This window comes from Cyclobacterium salsum, assembly GCF_010119245.1.
Classification (GTDB): Bacteria; Bacteroidota; Bacteroidia; order Cytophagales; family Cyclobacteriaceae; genus Cyclobacterium; species Cyclobacterium salsum.
Genome location: NZ_WNKG01000015.1, coordinates 16,219 through 35,453, shown reverse-complemented (window position 1 = coordinate 35,453; position 19,235 = coordinate 16,219). Strand labels below are relative to the sequence as shown.

The window sequence follows — 19,235 nt, the reverse complement described above, 5'->3', positions numbered from 1 at the left end:
GTTTTTAATCTTTAGCAAGTTGGAATCTACTTAAAAGCTAACATTCAGGTTAAATCCGATATTTCGGGTGGAAGGCATCTCACCGTAACCAAATCCCTGGGCATTGCCGCCTTTACCGTCGAATTCAGGGTCCAGATGAGGATGGTTTCTAAATAGTATGGCCAAATTTCTGCCCACCACGGATAGTCTTACACTCTCCAGAAAAGTATTGGCAAGCAAGGTCTGCGGAAGGCTGTAGCCTAGGGACAATTCCCTCAACTTTACAAATGATCCATCAAAAATGCCTGCTTCGTGGTATGTTCGGGGGTTTTGGGCGTTCCAGAAAGGCTGCGCTCCAACGATAACGTCATTGGGCACGTAAGCAGGGCTTTCTTCTGTACCTACATTCATTACACCTTGTCCGATCACACCCTCTTCTCTTCCGATAGCCGTCTCTACGTATTGGCCTGTCTTTCTAGCCAGTCCGGTACCCACATCAAACAGGTCTCCACCCATGCGAACATCGATCAACGAACCGAAGGAGAAACCCCGGTAAGTAAATGTATTGGATAGCCCACCAATCCAGTCAGGCTGAATATTTCCCAATTGGAACGTTCCAGCTTCTAATTGAGGTAATCCGTTGCTATAGACAATTTCTCCCTCCGGTGACCGCTGGTATCTCCTACCGTACAATGTGCCATAGGGCTGACCAATTCTGGCCTCAGAGGTTAAGCTATTCTGACTTCCAAGCGTGTAATTTTCAAGGCCCTCAGCCAGTTCTACTACCAGGTTTCTGTTTCGGGCAAAATTCATCGACACATCCCAGTTAAGCCCCCCGGTATTTTGAAGAATTCCGGCTGTAAGCATTAATTCTACCCCTTGGTTGGTAATTTCTCCGGCATTAAGAATCTGACTTTCATAACCGGAAGCACGGGAAATGGCTACTGCCAAAATCTGATTGGTAGTGGACTGATGGTAATAGGTAAAGTCAAGCCCTATTCGTCCATTCAGAAAGCGTAAATCAAGTCCTACTTCCTGACCTGTCGTAATTTCAGGTTTCAAATTTCGGTTAGCGATTTCATCTGAAGCGGCATACATAGGCGTGGTCCCTGCCCATAAGCCCTGAGAAGCAAATACCTGATTCAAAAGGTAAGGATCGGCATCGTTACCTACTTGCGCCAAACTAGCTCTGACCTTGGCAAATGAAAGGACATTGCTCTGCACGTTAAACAGATCGGTCAAAACCGCACTCAGGGCCACTGAAGGGTAGAAGAAAGAATTACCGCCAGTAGGCAAGGTACTGGACCAGTCATTTCTTCCGGTCACGTCCAAAAAGATGGAATTGGCATAACCAAACTGCGCAGAACCAAACACGCTATTTACTACCTGCTTCCTGATTTCACTGGAAGGAACAACCGGGCTGGCATAGTTGCCCAGGTTGTACAACCCATCGATCGTAAGTTCCCGGACATTTACAGCAGTCGTTTGATAATTGTTGGTTCTGTTGATGGCCCCGCCTTGGAAATTCAAGGAAAAGCCGTTGTCCAACGTTTTGTTGTAGGTCAGGATGATATCACTGTTGGTTTCCTGACTGGTCATCTGGGTATCCGTATAGGCTCCCAGAATCCGGACAAAGTTTTTCGTTCTTTCTACACTAGTTACATTTGTCCGGCTATCGGACCAGAAATCGGTTCCGGAACGGAGCATGATGCTAAGCTCATCGGAAAATTTATAATTGGCCGCAATATTTCCCACGAGCCGGTCTTTTTCATTTGCATTCGTGTACCGGTCCTGTAGAAAATAAGGATTGGTAAAATATTCGTGCTGCCAGTTAGCATACGGATAGTCATCGCCAGGCCGGAAGGTCTCTCGCTGAATATCGTAGTACTGCTCCCAATTTTTCAGCTTGTCGAAATCAGTATGCCGATGCGACCAAATAAAATCTGAACTTGCTGTATACCGTCGGTTGTCGGATCCGGACTTTACATACTCCGCACTAACCGTAAAACTTAACTTATCTGTAAAATTATAACCAGCGTTAAGTTTGAAATTATTTCGGTAGTAATTGTTGTTGTACATGATACTGGTTTGATCCAGCCTTCCCATGGACAGCCTGAAATTACCGGATTCATTTGCACCGGATACCGCTACGTTATTTGTCATGCTTCTGCCGGTCTCCCAAAACTGCTGAAAATTATCGGGTTGGGGTAAAAGCGGCTCTCTGCCGGGAGCACTGTACCATAGCGGAACCAGTGATCCGTCCATCGGCTGACCCCAGCTTTCATCTACACCGGCAGTTCCCCGGATTCCATCGGCATCAAAACCGTTTCTTCCGTCCACGTACCAGGTTCTGTACCCGATACCTCCGCCGTAAATGTTTTGTAAACCAGGTTCTACCAAAGGCCTGTCAAAAGTCATGTTGGTGTTCAACTCCACACCAATTCCCTTACTACCAGACCCGTCCTTGGTGGTCACCATGATCACGCCATTCGCCGCTCTGGAACCATATAACGCCGCAGCGGTAGCACCTTTCAATACGTTTATTTCTTTAATGTTGTCCGGATTGATTTCAGACAAACCTCCCCCATATCTTCTACTGGCAGTCTGGTCTAAGGGTACTCCATCCAGCACTACCAGCGGCTGGTTGTTCCCAGCCACGGAAGAAGAACCCCGGATAACGATGTGAGAACCGCTACCAGGCATGGAATTACTATTGATCTGAACGCCGGCAATACGACCGGACAAGTTGTTGGCAATATTCGGCTGGCGGGCATCAGCTATCTGGCTACCCTCAACCGCCTGCGTAGTGTAGCCTAGCGCCTTCTTTTCGCGTTCCATTCCAAAGGCAGTAACTACCACCTCAGATAAAGCCGTTTCGTCTGGCGATAGGGAAATAGTCAATTCGCTCTGATTCCCTACCTTAATCTCCTTTTTATCGTAACCGATAAAGGAAACTTCCAGTACATCCTCCGAACCCGACAATGAAAGGGAAAACTCTCCATTGATATCCGTGGCTGCTCCTTTGGTGGTTCCTTTAACCAGCACACTAGCCCCTGGAATAGGCTGCTCATTTTCGTCAATTACCGTTCCAGATACCGACCGCTCCTGTGCAACGAGCGGATTAAATAGCACTGACCCCGTAAGGATCATCAATCCGAGGAAAAGACGGGTAAAAATACCGATACTCCTTTCCTTTGCGTGAGTAAATTTTTTAATCATGTTGTTAATGGTTATAAGTGAAGATTAAAACCGGTTTTTGGTCCGGTTGTCCCAAGTGGTTGATTTTTGGGTGTATCAGAAGGGCTATTTCGGGATTTTGAATAAAAAAATGAATTATATGGTTAATTTAAACCCTTCATTTTTAAATTCGTTGTCAATATAAAACAGGAATTCGAATAAGAAAAATTTACCGAATTAATTTTCAAAAATCCAGGTTAAACGAAATAATTAAAAATTATTTATTAATTATATTTTATTATTTGTTTTATTATATAAAACATACTATTGTTATTATTTTTTATAATTTATTTGTTTATTTTTTATTTTTACAGTGGATTTAAATTTACAAACTAAAATCACTTATTCTCATATTTTAGGATATTTTTAAATCCTATTATTTGCCATTATTTCATATAATCAAAATAATGGGTTTATTATAAACCCTATTTTTGTAATTTTTATGATTAAAAATAAATATGTTGTTATTTTTTAACTCAATCAATTTTTTGAGATACCTGTTAGATTTAAATTTTGAAATTATAAAATTTAACAAAATTAAGTTCCATAATTACGCTGAAAAAATACCCTGATTAACAGCAAAGCGAAAATCGGCCAATACTCAGATTAAAAGTTAGCTGGAAATAAAAATACCCATGATCCGATTATTCCGATCATGGGTACAAACTTCAAGTAAAATTAGCGCAGATATAAGCACTAATTTGGCTGGTTTTGTAACGGTACGTCCAATTCTTTGACTGATTTGATTGTTACCTGTTTAATTCATTGGTTTTCCCAAAAAGTCCGTTTATACGAGTGTTTGGACCCATAAAAAACTATTTACCAAATTTCTGTTTCAATAAGGCAAGTTTATCCTCCATACTTTCTTTCGCCTGGGGCTTGTTAGCCCGTTTTTTACCAGAAGGCTTATCTCGCTTTCCCTGCTGGGGTGATTTTCCAAACGGGTCTGCTTTCATACTAAGCCCAATTCGCTTGCGGGCTATATCCACCTCCATTACCGTTACCTTCACTTTTTGATTCACAGACACCACTTCATTGGGGTCCTTGATAAAGCGGTCCGCAAGTTGACTTAGATGTACCAATCCATCCTGATGCACGCCTACATCCACAAAGGCACCAAACTGAGTAATGTTGGTGACAATCCCCGGCAGTTCCATCCCTACCTTCAGATCCTTGATTTCATTAATGCCTTCCTCAAACCGAAAGACCTCAAACTTGCTTCTCGGGTCACGGCCGGGCTTTCCCAGTTCCTCCAAAATATCCTTTAGTGTAGGCAAACCTACTTCATCTCCCACGTATTTTTCCAGAGGTATTTTTTGGACAAGTTGATCGTCTTTTAGTAGCGTGCTGACAGAAACACCCATGTCATCTGCCATCAGCTTGATCAGTCCGTACCGTTCGGGATGGACGGCACTGCCATCGAGTGGATTCAGGCCATTCCGTATCCGCAGAAAACCGGCTGCCTGTTCAAACGCCTTTTCTCCCAATCGGGGTACTTTTTTAATTTCTTCCCTGCTTTTAAACGGACCGTTCTCATTGCGGTATGCTACGATATGCTGTGCCAAAGAGGGGCCCAGTCCGGACACATAGGTTAGCAATTGCTTTGAAGCCGTATTTACCTCCACTCCAACGCCATTCACACAGCTCATAACCGTATCATCCAGCGAATTTTTCAAGGCGTTTTGATCCACATCGTGCTGGTATTGACCTACTCCTATGGATTTGGCATCAATTTTCACCAACTCGGCCAGGGGATCCATCAATCTCCTTCCGATAGAGACCGCCCCGCGAACTGTAAGGTCAAAATCAGGAAACTCTTCCCGCGCTACCTCGGAGGCTGAGTAGATAGAAGCACCACTCTCATTGACCATTACCACGAGTACCTCTTTGGGCAAGCCCAGACGGTTGATAAAGGCTTCTGTTTCCCTGCTTGCCGTACCATTTCCAATGGCTATTGCCTCAATGTTATGCTTTTCTACCATGTATTTTACCAGGGCACCGGACTCCATGGTTTTCTTCTGGGGCTCATTGGGATAAATGGTTTCGTTCTGAAGGAATTGCCCCTGTCGTCCCAGGCAAACCACTTTACAACCGGTTCGAAAGCCCGGATCAATGGCCAGTACGGCCTTTTCCCCCAAAGGAGAGGCGAGCAACAGTTGTCTTAGGTTCTCTGCAAAAACCCTAATGGCCGCTTCATCCGCCTTCTTTTTGGAAAATACCCTGACTTCCGTTTCCATAGAAGGCTTCAGCAGCCGTTTGTATCCATCTTTCACAGCCATTTTTACCTGCTCAGTACTGGAATTGTTTCCCTTCAACACCTTTTTTTCAATCAAAAGCAAGGCTTGGTTTTCTTCAGGACCGGTATCCAGCATCAAAAACAACTCTTTCTCCCCACGGCGCATGGCCAATATCCTGTGGGATGGAGCCGTTTTAATGGGCTCTTCCCAATCGAAATAATCGGTATATTTGACCGCTTCCTGTTCCTTACCAGGTATAACTTTCGAGACAAATTTCCCTTCTTCGATAAACAAGTGGCGCAATTGCTTTCTTACCTCCGCATCCTCATTGATCCATTCAGCTATAATATCCCGGGCACCCTGTAGTGCCTCCTCAGTAGAATTAACTCCCTTTTCATCGTCCACATAGGGTTTGGCTGCCGCTTCCGGAGATGAATTTTCCTGCGAATAAATGAGTTGCGCCAAGGGTTCCAGACCTTTTTCCTTTGCTACCGTCCCTTTGGTTCTTCGTTTGGGTTTGTAGGGTAGGTAAATATCTTCCAGCAAAGACATGGTTTCCGCTGCGGCGATTTTTTTGGTCAGCTCCGCTGTCAATTTACCTTGTTCCTCAATGGACTTGATGATGGCTTCCTTTCTTTTTTCCAAATCCCTCAGTTGTTGCAATCTGTCCCGGACAGCCGCAACCTGTACTTCGTCCAGGGTTCCGGTAACTTCCTTCCGATACCTGGAAATAAAAGGCACCGTGGCACCCTCATCCAGCAAAGCTGCCGTACTGCTGACCTGTTTTTCCCGAATACCTAACTCACTGGCAATCTTTGAATAGTGATTCAAATCTGACATGAACAAAAATTATAGCGTGCACATTTTTTTTAACGCCCGCAATTTAAGCCAAAATTTCTTTCCTAACCTCGAAAAAGATGAAATTCCGACATTCGGTAAAACCAATACAAATGGTATATTTGTGGCAACATTCGACCTAACTGATAATGGAAAACAACCAGGGAAAACTCTACGATTTGATTAATTTGGAGGAGATTAGCGGAGGTAGTGACGATTTTATCGTCGAAATGATTAAACTTTTCATCGAACAAGCAAAACTCACCATATCCGGCCTGAATACGGCTTTTGATCAAAAAGACTTTGACGAAATCAAAAACCTGGCCCACCAGATTAAACCTAGTATCGACAATCTCAAAATTGAAATCCTCCGTCCCATTATTCGGGAAATAGAGGAGCTGGCTGAAAATCAGGCGCAGCCTGAAAAACTGTCTCCCTTAATCATGGAGACCAACACCGTCCTGGAGACAGTGCTGATTCAACTGGAGGAAGAACTAAAAAATAGAACTGCCTAATTCGTAGGGTAATAAGCCTGCACTCTTTTTAATTCCGTGGCAGCTTCACCCAGTTTGCCCTGCTCTTCCAGAATAATGGCGCGAAGTAAGTGGCAATCCCGTGCCAGGTAGGAATCGGGAAACGATTTTACACTGAGATCCAGTAAGCTTAGAGCATGCTCCTTATTTTCGGGACTACCTGTCTCGTACAGGCGTTTGGCCTCCTGAAAGTTTTCCTTCCATTGCAGGGCTTCCGGGCGCATTCTTTCTGCTTCCTGAAACACTTCAAAAGAAGGAATTTCTAAAGGCTGTTGTTTTTCCAAAATGGGGAAGGGGATTTCCGAGAAAAACGCCGAAATCGCTTCAAAATAGGCAAGGGCTTCCTTGCGGTTGTACGATTCCCGCTTTAACCTTCGCTCTTCCTTCGGGTGGGTGAAAAATGTAGCCTCGCCAATTACCGCCGGAATCTCGTAAGTGCCCCGTAAAACGCTGGCACCCGATTTGGAAAAAATGGTGTAGTCAGATACCAGGCTATAGGGACCTTTCCCTTTAAACAAATGCTTACGCAGTGAAATGGCTATTTTTTTTCCCAAATGTGTGCTGCCCATGTTTTCGGTAGCCGAGCCATGAAAGTAGACAATGGGGAAATTCACCGAAGGATCTGCGGTGGCATTGTGATGAATGGAAATAAAGAGGTCTGCTTCCTTTTTTCTGGCCAGTTGGCTTCGCTCCTCCAGCGGCACAAAAACATCTTCGGTCCGGGTAAGCAAAACCGCTGCTCCCGCTTCTTCCAGCATATCCTTAAGGTACAAAGCAACCCGCAAATTCACCCATTCTTCCCGCTCACCGGTAGGCCCCACGCGGTAAGAATCCGTAGCGGCCGTGCCGCCATGACCGGGATCCAGGATAATGACCTTGCCCCTAATCGAATCTGTATTTTGCCTTTCATCCGGTTGCCCTATCGGGGAAAATGCAAAAACACGGCCTGCAAACAATAGAAAGATTGCCAAGGCGATCAATGGGAAACAAGAGGGGTGCTTCATGGGAATGAGTTAGAATCGAAAATGGCCTGTGTGATTCAAGTACCAATCAAACAGGCAATTACCATTAAATAGAATACCATTTCAAAACCAAAGATAATTTTTTTTACCAAAATTATCCCGGAAAAAAGAAATATAGCCTGAATTTGGAAATTACTTTCCTAAAAAATAAAAACCGCCCCGGAATTTGAGGCGGCTTTATTGAAATGCTTAAAAAAATGCGTAAGGATTTAATTCACCTCCAAAGCTTCAACCGATGCGGGCGGTTCTTGCTGCTGCACCTGTACCACTTTTGGCAAGGCTTCCACGTCAGCATTATCCGAAATACCCAAGGGACTGTCCAGGGGGATATAGGGGGCAATCACGATGGAAACAATGGAGGTAAGTTTAATCAGGATATTCATGGAAGGACCAGAGGTATCTTTAAAGGGATCTCCTACCGTATCTCCGGTAACAGAAGCTTTGTGGGGTTCAGAACCCTTGTAATACATCTCACCATTAATTTCCACGCCTTTTTCAAATGACTTTTTGGCGTTATCCCAGGCCCCACCGGCATTGTTTTGGAATATCCCCATCAGCACCCCGGAAACGGTCACTCCTGCCAGCATCCCTCCCAATACTTCGTGGCCAAAAAGGAACCCCACGATAATCGGAGAAACCAACGCAATGGCTCCGGGAGCCACCATCTCCCGAATGGATGCTTTGGTGGAGATTTCCACACATTTCTCATAATCCGGCTTGGTTTTGAATTCCATGATTCCGGGCATTTCCTTGAACTGTCTCCTCACTTCATTAACCATGTCCATGGCTGCTCTTCCTACAGCCGCTATGGCCAGAGAAGAAAAAATGAATGGAATCATGGCTCCCACAAACAATCCGGACAACACGTCTGCCTTGTAAATATCAATGGTGGAAATACCTGAGATCCCTACATAAGCGGCAAACAACGCCAACGCCGTTAGCGCTGCTGAGGCGATGGCAAATCCCTTACCTGTGGCTGCAGTAGTATTGCCGACGGCATCCAGGATATCGGTTCTTTCTCGTACCTCTTTTGGCAATCCGGACATCTCGGCTATTCCACCAGCATTGTCGGCAATGGGGCCAAACGCATCAATTGCCAGTTGCATGGCCGTGGTGGCCATCATTCCGGCAGCTGCAATCGCCACTCCGTACAATCCTGCCGCCATATAAGAAGTAAAAATCCCCCCTGCCAATACCAAAATTGGTAAAACAGTGGATTGCATTCCCACGGCCAGACCGCCGATAATATTCGTGGCATGACCCGTGGAAGATTGTCGGATGATGGAATTCACCGGGCCTTTGCCCATTGCTGTGTAGTGTTCCGTAATAATACTCATCAGCGCCCCGACGATCAATCCGATAAAGACTGCCCCAAATACGCCCATTTTGGTAAAGGCGACAGAATTCAGCCGGGACATGACCAGATCACCCTCCGGCAGCATGTAATCGATCACAAAGAAAGAGGCCGCTACCGTCAATAGGATTGAAATCCAATTTCCCCGGTTCAGGGCTGCCTGCACGTTTCCTGTTTCGGACTTTATATTCACAAAAAACGTTCCCACAATGGAGAAAACCAAGCCCAAACCAGCTATTACCAGAGGCAATAATATAGGGGCAATCCCTCCAAAATTATCGTTACTTACAATCTCTCTTCCCAAGACCATGGAAGCCAGAATGGTGGCCACATAAGACCCGAAAAGGTCCGCCCCCATGCCAGCCACATCGCCCACATTGTCTCCCACATTATCGGCAATGGTAGCCGGATTTCGCACATCATCCTCCGGGATTCCGGCTTCCACCTTTCCTACCAAATCAGCACCCACATCGGCGGCCTTGGTATAAATCCCCCCTCCTACTCTGGCAAAAAGGGCGATCGACTCGGCTCCCAGTGAAAACCCTGCCAGCACCTCCAGTGCCGTTTCCATTTCATGTCCATTTACACCCCCTCCTGCAGAAAGTACAAACATATGGTAAAAGACGATAAACAAGCCTCCCATTCCCAGAACCGCCAATCCGGCCACTCCAAGCCCCATTACCGTGCCTCCCGTAAAAGACACATTCAAGGCCTTGGCAAGACTTGTTTTCGCTGCTTCTGTCGTCCTTACATTGGACTTGGTAGCTATCTTCATTCCCAGGTAGCCAGCGAAAGCAGATAGTACCGCTCCTATTACAAACGAGATGGCGATCACCGGACTGGAATTATCCAGCAAGGTTCCCGACCATCCCAAAATAATGGCAGCGATCACAACAAAGTAAATCATTACTTTCCATTCAGCCCTCAGAAATGACATGGCTCCTTTGGCAATGTAACCGGCCAATTCAACCATGTTCTTATCACCGGTAGGTTGCCTCGTCACCCAGGCAGATTTTACGGCCATCACCACTAGCCCAACAACACCCAAAAAAGGGACCAAATAGAGAAATAATTGTTCCATATCAGCTATTAAAGAAATATATGTATTTTAAATTTCGACAAAGATATTATTATTCCCATTCCTTTCAAGAAAGAAATGGTAAAAGATGGTTATAACCAGTTCTTACATGGGAAAGCTGCCGAAAATTCAGCATTATCTTAAATAATACCATTCACAATGCCATTTTTCTTAGATTTTAGGAATGGAATCGCCGAACGTTTTCGATTTTACCTGATCAGGAAGTATTTCTACCGCTGAATGAATTAAGATTTGGTATTTTCAACTAAATAATGACAAATTTGAAGGTATATCCGTACCTTATAGCTATGAAAAACTTCCGCCATTTCGTCTTCTTCCCATCGGTATTCCTGCTATTGCCAGCATTTTTGCTGCTTAATCCACCTGCCGCTCAGACTCAAACGGAGGACAGCTTACAACGAAAGGCCTATCTGGAAAACCTGCGGAAAAACAACCGCCCACATCCCCTACCGAACGAAAGGACACGAAACGTTTTTTCCTCCTTTGAGCGCCTCAGTTTCAAAGACAGCACCTGGGATGCCTGGCAAAAACGAACCGCTGAGCTTCCACCCAACTTTGCGCTGATGCCGGATATTCCCTTTCTTCCCGAACTACTGGTCATGAATGAAGGAAAGAACCCCACTCCCATAACGACGCTTGCTCAGTGGGAATCCAAAAGAGAGGTAATCAGCCAACAGGTCCAACACCTGCTATCGGGCACCTTTCCCGACCCGCCGGAAAATCTCAGTTGGGAAATCACCGAAGAACGAATGGAGGGCAAAATCAAGGTTCAAACGGTGGTCCTCCAATTTGGCGAACACCCCAAAGCCCGGCTGACCCTGGAAGTATTCCTTCCTCCCGGACCCGGACCCCACCCCGTCTTTATGAGTCAATGGAACCATCGGGGTTGGGTTCAAATAGCCGTAAGAAGGGGTTATTTGGGAGTGATTTATGCCGGGGCAGATGTTTTCGACGAAACCATCCATTACCAGGAAGTGTATCCCGAATACGATTGGTCCGCCTTGATGACCCGTGCCTGGGGAGCACATCGGGCCGTGGATTACCTGTATTCCCTTCCCCAGGTAGATAAAGAAAAAATTGCCCTGACGGGTCATTCGCGAAATGCCAAATTATCCTTGTTTGCGGCGGCTTTTGATCCCCGGATTACGGCAGTGATCAGCAGCAGTGGCGGAACAGGTGGGGAAATCCCATACCGCTACACCGATGAAAGACATGCCAACGAATCCATCGATTACCTCAATTCCATCCGGCCTCAGTGGTTTCACCCAAGGTTACGTTTTTATAATGGACGGGAACATAAATTGCCCATTGATCAAAACTCCCTCATGGCGTTGATTGCCCCAAATGCCTTATTATTAAGTTCCTCCATTCGGGAAGCAGGGGGTGGCGACCCCTGGGCGATTGAGCAAAATTACAAGTCCCTCGAGGAAATATATACTTTTCTCGGCGTTCCCGAAAAGGTAAGCCTGCGCTTTCGGGATGGCAAACATGCCCTTGCCGCCCGGGATATCGAATCCTACGTTGACTGGCTGGACATTCAATTTGGCAGATCGCAGGATACCTGGGAAAATAAGCGATACTATGCCTATGATTTTGATACCTGGAAACAGAACAAAAATCCAACAGATACCCTCAAAACGAAACCGCTAAGCCTGGAGGCATACCTAAATGATGTCCACACCGGAGAGGTACCTGAGGTAAATGACTGGCAGGAGGATATCCGAAAATGGACTCAATGGACGCTGGGTGAACAGCCCGAAGGAATTGCCGCTTCTCCCATCACTTCGCTCAGTTCCAAAACCGACTACATGGACCTGTTATTAAACCGTCCGGCCGTTTCCAATGGCCGGAGGCAAAACATTGCTCCCTACAATGCGCTGGGAGATTACCAGCACGGAGCTTTATACCTCCCCCTGGATAAACCATTGACCAACGAAAGTAAAATTCCGGTCGTCGTGTACCTGCACAAATACATCAACACCGGATTCGATGCCGAAATGAATCCCTTCATACGGGAATGCCTGGATAAGGGGATGGCCGTGTTCACCATGGATCTGCTGGGATATGGCAGCCGAATTGAGGAAGGGGCATCCTTTTACGAAAGGTATCCCCATTGGTCCAAAATGGGCAAAATGGTCAAAGATACGAGGGATGCTATTCGAGCCCTAAGTCAGGTTGAAGGCTTGGATTCCAACCGGATTTTTCTGGCAGGATATGCACTTGGCGGGACCGTAGGGTTATTTACCGCCGCTCTGGACGATCAAGTGGCCGGACTGGCAATCGCGTCGGCCTTTACGCCATTACGCAGCGCCGATGCATCCATGGAAGGGATCAAAGCCTATTCGCATCTGTATGGGTTGGTACCCAATTGGGGATTTTACTCCGAGCGTCCGTCGGATATACCGGTGGATTTTCCGGAAATGCTGGCGGCCATTCTTCCCAGGCCCCTGCTGGTAATCAGCCCGGAACAGGATCGACACGCCGACTTAAAAAACATTAGCAGCAGCCTGAAGCAACTGGAAAAAATTTCCGGTCAAATGGGGACCAAACACAAGCCTGATCAGTATATACCAAAAGGTTTCAACCGTTTTGGATGGGCATCCCAACAAGAAATGATTTCCTGGATTTACCAGCAAACCCAACTAACCGATGAATAACAGAAAGTTATCTTTTTTATTTACTGCTTCCCACCTGATCCCAGGCCTGCTGCTGTTGCTGTTTTCTACCCTTCCTGGAATGGGCAGGCAAATAGAGGACAGTAGCGAAAGCGGCTTGTCCCTGGCCGTTTTTGATGTAGATGCCACACCCCCTGTTGGAAGCCTGCTGGCTTATGATCCCATGGAAAAAAAGGACGACCTGGGGCTTCGTGCCCGGGGAATCGTCATCATAGGCAGTGGATTGCCCATCGTCCTTTGCGCAGTAGACTGGATTGGTATTGCTAATGAAAGTCAGGATGCCTTTAAATCCAGGCTGGCCAAAGCAGCCTCCACCCTCCCCTCTCGGGTAGCCGTACATACGGTGCATCAGCACGATGCGCCGATTAGTGATTGGGGGGCGGAAAAACTTCTGAAGGATGCCGGCTTGGATCCAAAAGCTTTTGACAGTTCCTTTGACAGGGTGCTATTGGATAGACTGGACCATGCTATTCAACAGGCCATGCAGTCTCCCCAGCCCCTCACCCATATTGGTACAGGGAATGCCAACGTAGAAAAGGTGGCTTCCAACCGACGCATCAAAGGACCCGATGGGAAAATCCGCTATTCCCGGACGTCTTCTACCAAAGACCCAAAAATCAGGGATTACCCGGAGGGATTGATCGATCCGGAAGTTTTGTTAATCAGCTTTTGGAACGAAGATGAGCCGCTGGCCGTGCTGAGCTATTATGCCGTGCACCCCCAAAGTTACTACCTAACCAAGATCGCCAACCCGGATTTTCCCGGAATCGCCCGCTACCTAAGGCAACTTGCCGTACCGGAGGCTTTGCATGTACATTTTAATGGAGCCGGGGCAAATGTGACCGCTGGCAAGTACAATGACGGAGCAAAAATCAACCGGAAAATCCTGGCCGAAAGGCTGGCTGCAGGCATGGAACAAGCCTGGCAAAATACCGTCAAATCGAAAATCAACCCCGCCGCTGTCTATTGGCAGCAAGAAGCGGTATTGCTACCTGCCAATGAAAACGTTCCTGACATTGCCCGGGAAATGCATCAGCAAAATGCCCGGTGGCTCACCAATAACCTGCAAAAACTGGCCTGGTACCGGCGACAGCAGCAAGGTAAAAAAATAGCCATCAGCTGCCTTTCCGTTGGAAATGCTCGCATCCTTCACCTGCCCGGTGAGCTTTTTGTAGAATACCAGTTGGCCGCTAAAGCAGAACGACCGGACCTTTTTGTGGCCATGGCCGCCTATGGGGATTACGGGCCGTTCTATATTGGCACGGCAGCTGCCTACGAAGAAGATGGTTACGAAATAAACGTCAGTCCGGTCACCCCGGAAGCCGAACCTATTCTGATGAAAGCCATAAAGAATTTGCTTGACGATTCGGTACAAATAGATGTCCAAAAGAGTCCCTATATCCTCCAAAATGAAAAGACCGTCCCTGTAAAAACACTGGATGAATGGAAGGATAAAAAGAGGTCCTGGGAAAATAACATGGCGGCAGTCATGGGCACCCTCCCTTCCCGGGAAAACCTTGCCATGCCCTCCCTTACCTACCTGGATACCGTTAAAGAAAAGGGGTTTAACCGGTATCGTATTCGTTTTGCTTCTGACGACACCAACGAGGTCACCGCCTATTTGTATATTCCGGAAAGAAGCACTAGCCGCCCGGCGATGTTGGTGCTACATAGTACCGGTGACCTGGGTAAAAAAATAGTGGATGGACAAGGCCCCCTGGAAAATCGGGGAATTGCCAGGGAGCTGGCAGAGAGGGGTTATGTGGTCATGGCACCTGATTATCCAAGCTTCGGAGAGCAAAAGGATCATGATTTTAGCAAGGATGGATTCCCCTCTGGCACGCTCCTGGGCGTTTGGAATCACCTGCGTTGTGTGGATGTATTGAGTCAGATGACGGAAGTGGACCCCGACCGGATCGGGGTGATCGGGCATTCGTTGGGTGGACACAATGCCCTTTTTGCTGCGGCCCATGACGAACGCATTCAGGTGGTGGTCAGCAGTTGTGGTTGGACTCCCTTTGCCTATTATGACATTGGGGAGGCAGGAACGGAACGATATGGTGGAAGGCTTGGTCCCTGGGCACAAGAACGGTACATGCCCGCAATAAAAAAGCTACTCCCGGATGCCCATCTTCCATTTGATTTTACAGATATTATTGCTTCCATTGCTCCAAGACCGGTTTTCACAAATGCCCCCCTTCAGGATAGCAATTTCGCCGTGGAAGGCGTAAAATCCGGCATAGCCGAAATCCAACCGGTGTATACCTGGCTGGGGTTTCCAGCGCATTTGATTGTGCGGTATCCGGATACGGGACATGACTTCCCTACTGCCGTCCGAAAAGAGGCGTATGCCTTTCTAGATGAATTTTTCGGATTCGAATCGGAAAATCGAAACTCATTGGAGTAGGCGATCCGGTATATGTTCCGCTTGCGTAAAAATTTATACTATCGTCTCATTTGATCTTATAATTATTTTATTTTTTTCGATTAATGTAAGATATTGGATTATTGTACGAATATACCCATAAATTAAATGACACGAATAGCCACCTCCCTTTTGGCGAGCACCCTTCTGACTTGGGGATTGAGCTCTTGCCAGAACGATAAATATGCGGACTCGCTGAACCCAGAAGCATCCATGGCGACCTTTTCCATACATGAAGGATTTGACATTCAATTGTTTGCCGCAGAGCCGCATATCAAAGACCCGGTAGATCTGGTATTTGATGAAACCGGCGCGGCTTATGCCGTGGAAATGCCGGATTACCCTTACAAACCGGAGCCGGGAGAAGGCCGTGGTGTCATAAAAAAACTAGTAGATACAGATGGGGACGGTACCATTGATTCCTCCATCGTGTTTGCGGAGGGTATCGCCGATGCCACCAGCCTGATGCCCTGGAAAGGAGGGCTACTGGTCACTGCAGCTCCTTATATTTATTACATGAAAGACCTCGATGGAGACGGCAAGGCAGATAGTAAAGAACAACTTTTTTCCGGTTTCTTTGAAAACAACTCCGAGGCTCAGATTACCAATCTCCGCCTTGGCATAGACAATTGGATATATGCTGCCAATAACGGCCAACGAGGCGAAGTAACCTATAGCGAAAAACCGGAAGCAGCAGCCCTAAACCTACAGGGCGCGGATTTTAGATTTCGCCTGGACAAGGAAAAATTTGAAAAAGAAAGCGGCACCGCTCAGTTTGGTATGACCTTCGACAACTGGGGCAATAAGTTTTTTACTCAAAACACCTTGCATATACAGCAGGCGGTTATCCCCAGAAGGTATCTGGAGCGACACGGTCACTTATCCAGCATGTCCGTAAACCACAATATTTCCGATCATGATTTTGAAATGTTCCAAATGACTCCTCCCCCTTATTGGAGAGCCGAAAGAACCATGCGGCGCAATAAGCAATACCAAGAGCAGGAATTGGACCGGGTAGAACATGCGGAAGACTATTTTACGGGTGCTTCCGGGGGAATCGTTTATAACGGAGGAGCTTTTCCAGAAGAATTCAGTGGAAATGTATTTACCGGTGATGTAGCTGGAAATCTGGTGCACCGGGACCTGTTGATCCCCGATAGCCAAGGTCCCACCCAAATTGCCCGAAGGCCAACTGAAGAAAAGGATCGGGAATTTATTGCCGCGACTGACCCCTGGTTCCGGCCTGTAGGCTTTACCGTTGGTCCGGACGGTTACCTTTACCTGGTAGATTTTTACCGGCAACATATTGAGACTCCCGTTTCTATACCGGATGATTTAAAGGAGGAAATGGATTTTATGAACGGCGAGGATAAAGGGAGAATTTACCGCATTCTTCCCAAGGGTAAATCGGCACAATTGAATACCCTTCCTGATTTTTCATCCATGGATGCGGCTACACTGGTGCGCCAATTAGAACACGAAAACGGATGGCGAAGAACAACCGCCCAACGTCTGATACTGGAGGATCCAAAGCAGGAATACATTCCTTTCCTAAAAAGTTTGGCCGGGCAAGAGTTGCCCGAAGCCCGGGTTTTGGCTTTGTACCTGTTAGCATCCATGGACGCACTGACCCAGGAACTCGTTTCCGATGCCTTACAAAGCGAGCACGCAGGCGTCCGGAAGAATGCGCTGGTTTTGGCAGAATCCTATCCTGAAATGGAAGCGGCAATAGCCGCTAGAACTACGGATCCCTCCACGATGGTTTCCTTGCAGGCCATTTTGAGCCTGGGCAATTTCGAGAGCTCCTTTGCCAGGGAAAAAATGGCGGAATCCCTGATGGATAAAGGCGACAATAAATGGTTTCGAATGGCGATTCTTAGTTCAAACCCAGGATCGGATCCAGAAACATTAGAGATTTTGGATAAAAACCATGCCTTTTTTGATGATCCCGAAAGTTGGAAAATGGATTACATCAAAGAGGTCGCTCATATACAGGGAGCAAAAGGAAACGAAGAAGCCATCCAATCCTACGTGGAATTGCTTTCCTCCCTTCCCGGCAAAACACTGGAAAATTGGAAGCCGGTTGGGCTGGACGGATTAAAAGCTGGGCTGGAAAGATCTTCCGATCAACCTGGCGAAAACGTATCATCCTTGCTTTCCCTACTCGAATCAAAATAAAATCAAACCGAAACCCACACCTGAAGGACCTCGCCGGTCTTTCCTAAAATTTACTTCCTGCATGACGCGTAGAAATCTCCTAAAGTATTTACTCGGATCCACCGGTCTGGTTTATTTCTTATCCCGATGTGCACCACCAAAGAAAGAATACGAGCTGGAGGGAGTAACGGACTGTGCCGACCTTACCGGTCTTAGTGAGGAAGAATTAGAAAAAAGGAAAAAGTTGGGCTATGAGGCCAGTACACCTGTTTCTGACAACCGTTGTGACAATTGCCAGCTTTACCTGCCCCCTACAGCAGAACGAAAATGTGGCGGCTGTCAGTTGTTCAAGGGGCCGGTAGAAGCTGCTGCCTATTGCACCTATTGGGCTCCCAGAGTTGCAAATGGTTAATTTATCCTTTTTTTCAGAAAGTAACCGATTGGTAAACAAATCGTTCCATTATCGTGTTTTAAGAGTAAAAGGAAGAGAAAATGGACAATTCCCTAACTCCCGTAGCAATCGTAACCGGATTTTTGCTGGTATATGTAGTGGCAGTTGCCGTAAATATTAACACAGCGATTATCCTCATGATGTTTTCCCTTTCTCCAATTTTAATGATCTGGATGGTCATTAGGGTGTTGAAGGCAGCATTTGAATCTACACATACCTTTGACGAAAAATGGTATGAGGATCAATAGGTTCGATTAAGCCAGATTTACCAGGCGTTGGTGGAAAATCGTCGGATAATCACTAACTTTAGTCTCTTGATTTAACGTTTATTATTTCGCCTGTCCATGAAGAGATTAATCGTACTTATTGATTTTTCAGCCTATACGGAAACCATATTAAAATTAGCGTTCGAATGGCGAAAATCGTATGATATCTCCCTTAAATTCATTTTTAAAATCCCCGGTTTGGCACCTACCCTTGCCAATTCCCCTAGTAAAAATCAAATAATTGATTTCGAGAAAAAAGAAGCTGAGAAAGCCTTTTCTGACGCATTGAAAAAGTTAGGTGTACCCCGTGGGGAAGCTGATTTTTTGGCCATTGACAGGCAGCTTACCCATTTTCTGTCTGAAGAAACAAGCTCCGAAGACATGCTGCTATTAGGCCTGAAGGGAACGGGCTTCCTGAAAAAGCTATTGGTCGGAAGTACTGCCACCGATATAATCAACCATCTAAACCGGCTGATCATTGCCTTGCCCAAGTCCATTGAGCAGGCCATACCCACCAAATTAGCATTAGCCTGTCAGGTAAAGTACCCGTTAAACGAGCGAGCCCTTTCCAATTTGCTGGATACAATTGGTAACTCCATCGAAGAAATTGAACTGCTTACCATCCTGACAGAAAAGGAGGAACGAACTGAAAGCGAAGCCTACCTGGATAAATTAAAAGCCAAATTCTCTACTCACTACAAGTGTACCGTCAAGCTATATGAAAGTTCGGATGCCTTTGGAATCATCAAAGAAAGGTACCGGCAATTTCCCGACGATTACCTGGTTTTGCAAAAAGGATCCCGAACGCTAAACGACCAACTTTTCCGGAAATTCTTTATCAATGATTTGGTACACGATGGCCAAACCCCTCTAATAGTGCTTCCGTTTGAGGAAGCGTAATAGGTATATAGTCGTTCTTGGGCTCGCCAAGCCTAACACAAAAACCTTCCAGAGGAAATTCTA

Annotated in this window: 11 protein-coding genes; 7 read left to right on the top strand and 4 right to left on the bottom strand. The window is 46.4% G+C overall.

The features are described from left to right. Positions 1-30 precede the first annotated feature (30 nt). Together GJS45_RS21225 and GJS45_RS21220 are read right to left on the bottom strand one after the other, a co-directional pair. Positions 31-3,198 (bottom strand): SusC/RagA family TonB-linked outer membrane protein, encoded by a 3,168-nt coding sequence (locus GJS45_RS21225; RefSeq protein ID WP_202928150.1) that lies wholly within the window; start codon positions 3,196-3,198, stop codon positions 31-33. Positions 3,199-4,031: 833 nt separating this feature from the next. After that, a complete protein-coding gene (locus GJS45_RS21220; protein ID WP_162343891.1) occupies positions 4,032-6,293 on the bottom strand; it encodes a Tex family protein in 2,262 nt (753 codons plus the stop codon). A gap of 146 nt (positions 6,294-6,439) precedes the next feature. On the opposite strand from GJS45_RS21220, the gene GJS45_RS21215 reads away from it, so the two are divergent. Beyond that, positions 6,440-6,805: an Hpt domain-containing protein gene (locus GJS45_RS21215; RefSeq protein WP_162343890.1), complete on the top strand. Its 366-nt coding sequence runs from the start codon at positions 6,440-6,442 to the stop codon at positions 6,803-6,805. On the opposite strand, the gene GJS45_RS21210 is transcribed toward GJS45_RS21215, so the two are convergent. Together GJS45_RS21210 and GJS45_RS21205 are read right to left on the bottom strand one after the other, a co-directional pair. After that, entirely contained in the window at positions 6,802-7,827 is a 1,026-nt protein-coding gene (locus GJS45_RS21210) for an N-acetylmuramoyl-L-alanine amidase (RefSeq protein ID WP_162343889.1), read from the bottom strand. The two genes, GJS45_RS21215 and GJS45_RS21210, sit on opposite strands and share 4 nt — an antisense overlap. Before the next feature lie 227 nt (positions 7,828-8,054). Further along, the gene (locus GJS45_RS21205; protein WP_162343888.1) at positions 8,055-10,280 is read right to left on the bottom strand and encodes a sodium-translocating pyrophosphatase; all 2,226 of its coding nucleotides are present in this window, start codon (positions 10,278-10,280) and stop codon (positions 8,055-8,057) included. Between the two features lie 305 nt (positions 10,281-10,585). Between GJS45_RS21205 and GJS45_RS21200 the strand changes: the two genes are divergently transcribed. The 6 genes from GJS45_RS21200 to GJS45_RS21175 all read left to right on the top strand — a co-directional run bounded on the left by GJS45_RS21200 (position 10,586) and on the right by GJS45_RS21175 (position 19,172). Continuing rightward, the gene (locus GJS45_RS21200) at positions 10,586-12,955 is read left to right on the top strand and encodes an alpha/beta hydrolase (RefSeq protein ID WP_162343887.1); all 2,370 of its coding nucleotides are present in this window, start codon (positions 10,586-10,588) and stop codon (positions 12,953-12,955) included. Continuing rightward, positions 12,948-15,380 carry an alpha/beta hydrolase family protein gene (locus GJS45_RS21195; protein ID WP_235954911.1) on the top strand — a complete coding sequence of 811 codons (2,433 nt, stop codon included), beginning with the start codon at positions 12,948-12,950 and terminating at the stop codon, positions 15,378-15,380. The genes GJS45_RS21200 and GJS45_RS21195 overlap by 8 nt, the downstream gene beginning before the upstream one ends. Positions 15,381-15,506: 126 nt before the next feature. Beyond that, positions 15,507-17,576: a PVC-type heme-binding CxxCH protein gene (locus tag GJS45_RS21190; RefSeq protein WP_162343886.1), complete on the top strand. Its 2,070-nt coding sequence runs from the start codon at positions 15,507-15,509 to the stop codon at positions 17,574-17,576. Between the two features lie 61 nt (positions 17,577-17,637). Then, complete coding sequence (locus tag GJS45_RS21185; RefSeq protein WP_162343885.1) at positions 17,638-17,967, top strand: high-potential iron-sulfur protein; 330 nt, start codon at positions 17,638-17,640, stop codon at positions 17,965-17,967. An 80-nt stretch (positions 17,968-18,047) separates the two neighbouring features. Beyond that, positions 18,048-18,254, top strand: coding sequence for a hypothetical protein (locus GJS45_RS21180; RefSeq protein ID WP_162343884.1), 207 nt, complete (start codon positions 18,048-18,050; stop codon positions 18,252-18,254). A 96-nt stretch (positions 18,255-18,350) separates the two neighbouring features. Continuing rightward, complete coding sequence (locus tag GJS45_RS21175; RefSeq protein ID WP_162343883.1) at positions 18,351-19,172, top strand: universal stress protein; 822 nt, start codon at positions 18,351-18,353, stop codon at positions 19,170-19,172. The last annotated feature ends 63 nt before the right edge of the window (positions 19,173-19,235 follow it).

Excerpts from the sequence above, each read along its gene's own strand:
- GJS45_RS21180 (WP_162343884.1), top strand. The coding sequence starts at position 18,048 with ATGGACAATTCCCTAACTCCCGTAGCAATCGTAACCGGATTTTTGCTG.
- GJS45_RS21195 (WP_235954911.1), top strand. The coding sequence starts at position 12,948 with ATGAATAACAGAAAGTTATCTTTTTTATTTACTGCTTCCCACCTGATC.
- GJS45_RS21175 (WP_162343883.1), top strand. The coding sequence starts at position 18,351 with ATGAAGAGATTAATCGTACTTATTGATTTTTCAGCCTATACGGAAACC.
- GJS45_RS21220 (WP_162343891.1), bottom strand. The coding sequence starts at position 6,293 with ATGTCAGATTTGAATCACTATTCAAAGATTGCCAGTGAGTTAGGTATT.
- GJS45_RS21185 (WP_162343885.1), top strand. The coding sequence starts at position 17,638 with ATGACGCGTAGAAATCTCCTAAAGTATTTACTCGGATCCACCGGTCTG.
- GJS45_RS21200 (WP_162343887.1), top strand. The coding sequence starts at position 10,586 with ATGAAAAACTTCCGCCATTTCGTCTTCTTCCCATCGGTATTCCTGCTA.
- GJS45_RS21205 (WP_162343888.1), bottom strand. The coding sequence starts at position 10,280 with ATGGAACAATTATTTCTCTATTTGGTCCCTTTTTTGGGTGTTGTTGGG.
- GJS45_RS21225 (WP_202928150.1), bottom strand. The coding sequence starts at position 3,198 with ATGATTAAAAAATTTACTCACGCAAAGGAAAGGAGTATCGGTATTTTT.
- GJS45_RS21215 (WP_162343890.1), top strand. The coding sequence starts at position 6,440 with ATGGAAAACAACCAGGGAAAACTCTACGATTTGATTAATTTGGAGGAG.
- GJS45_RS21210 (WP_162343889.1), bottom strand. The coding sequence starts at position 7,827 with ATGAAGCACCCCTCTTGTTTCCCATTGATCGCCTTGGCAATCTTTCTA.
- GJS45_RS21190 (WP_162343886.1), top strand. The coding sequence starts at position 15,507 with ATGACACGAATAGCCACCTCCCTTTTGGCGAGCACCCTTCTGACTTGG.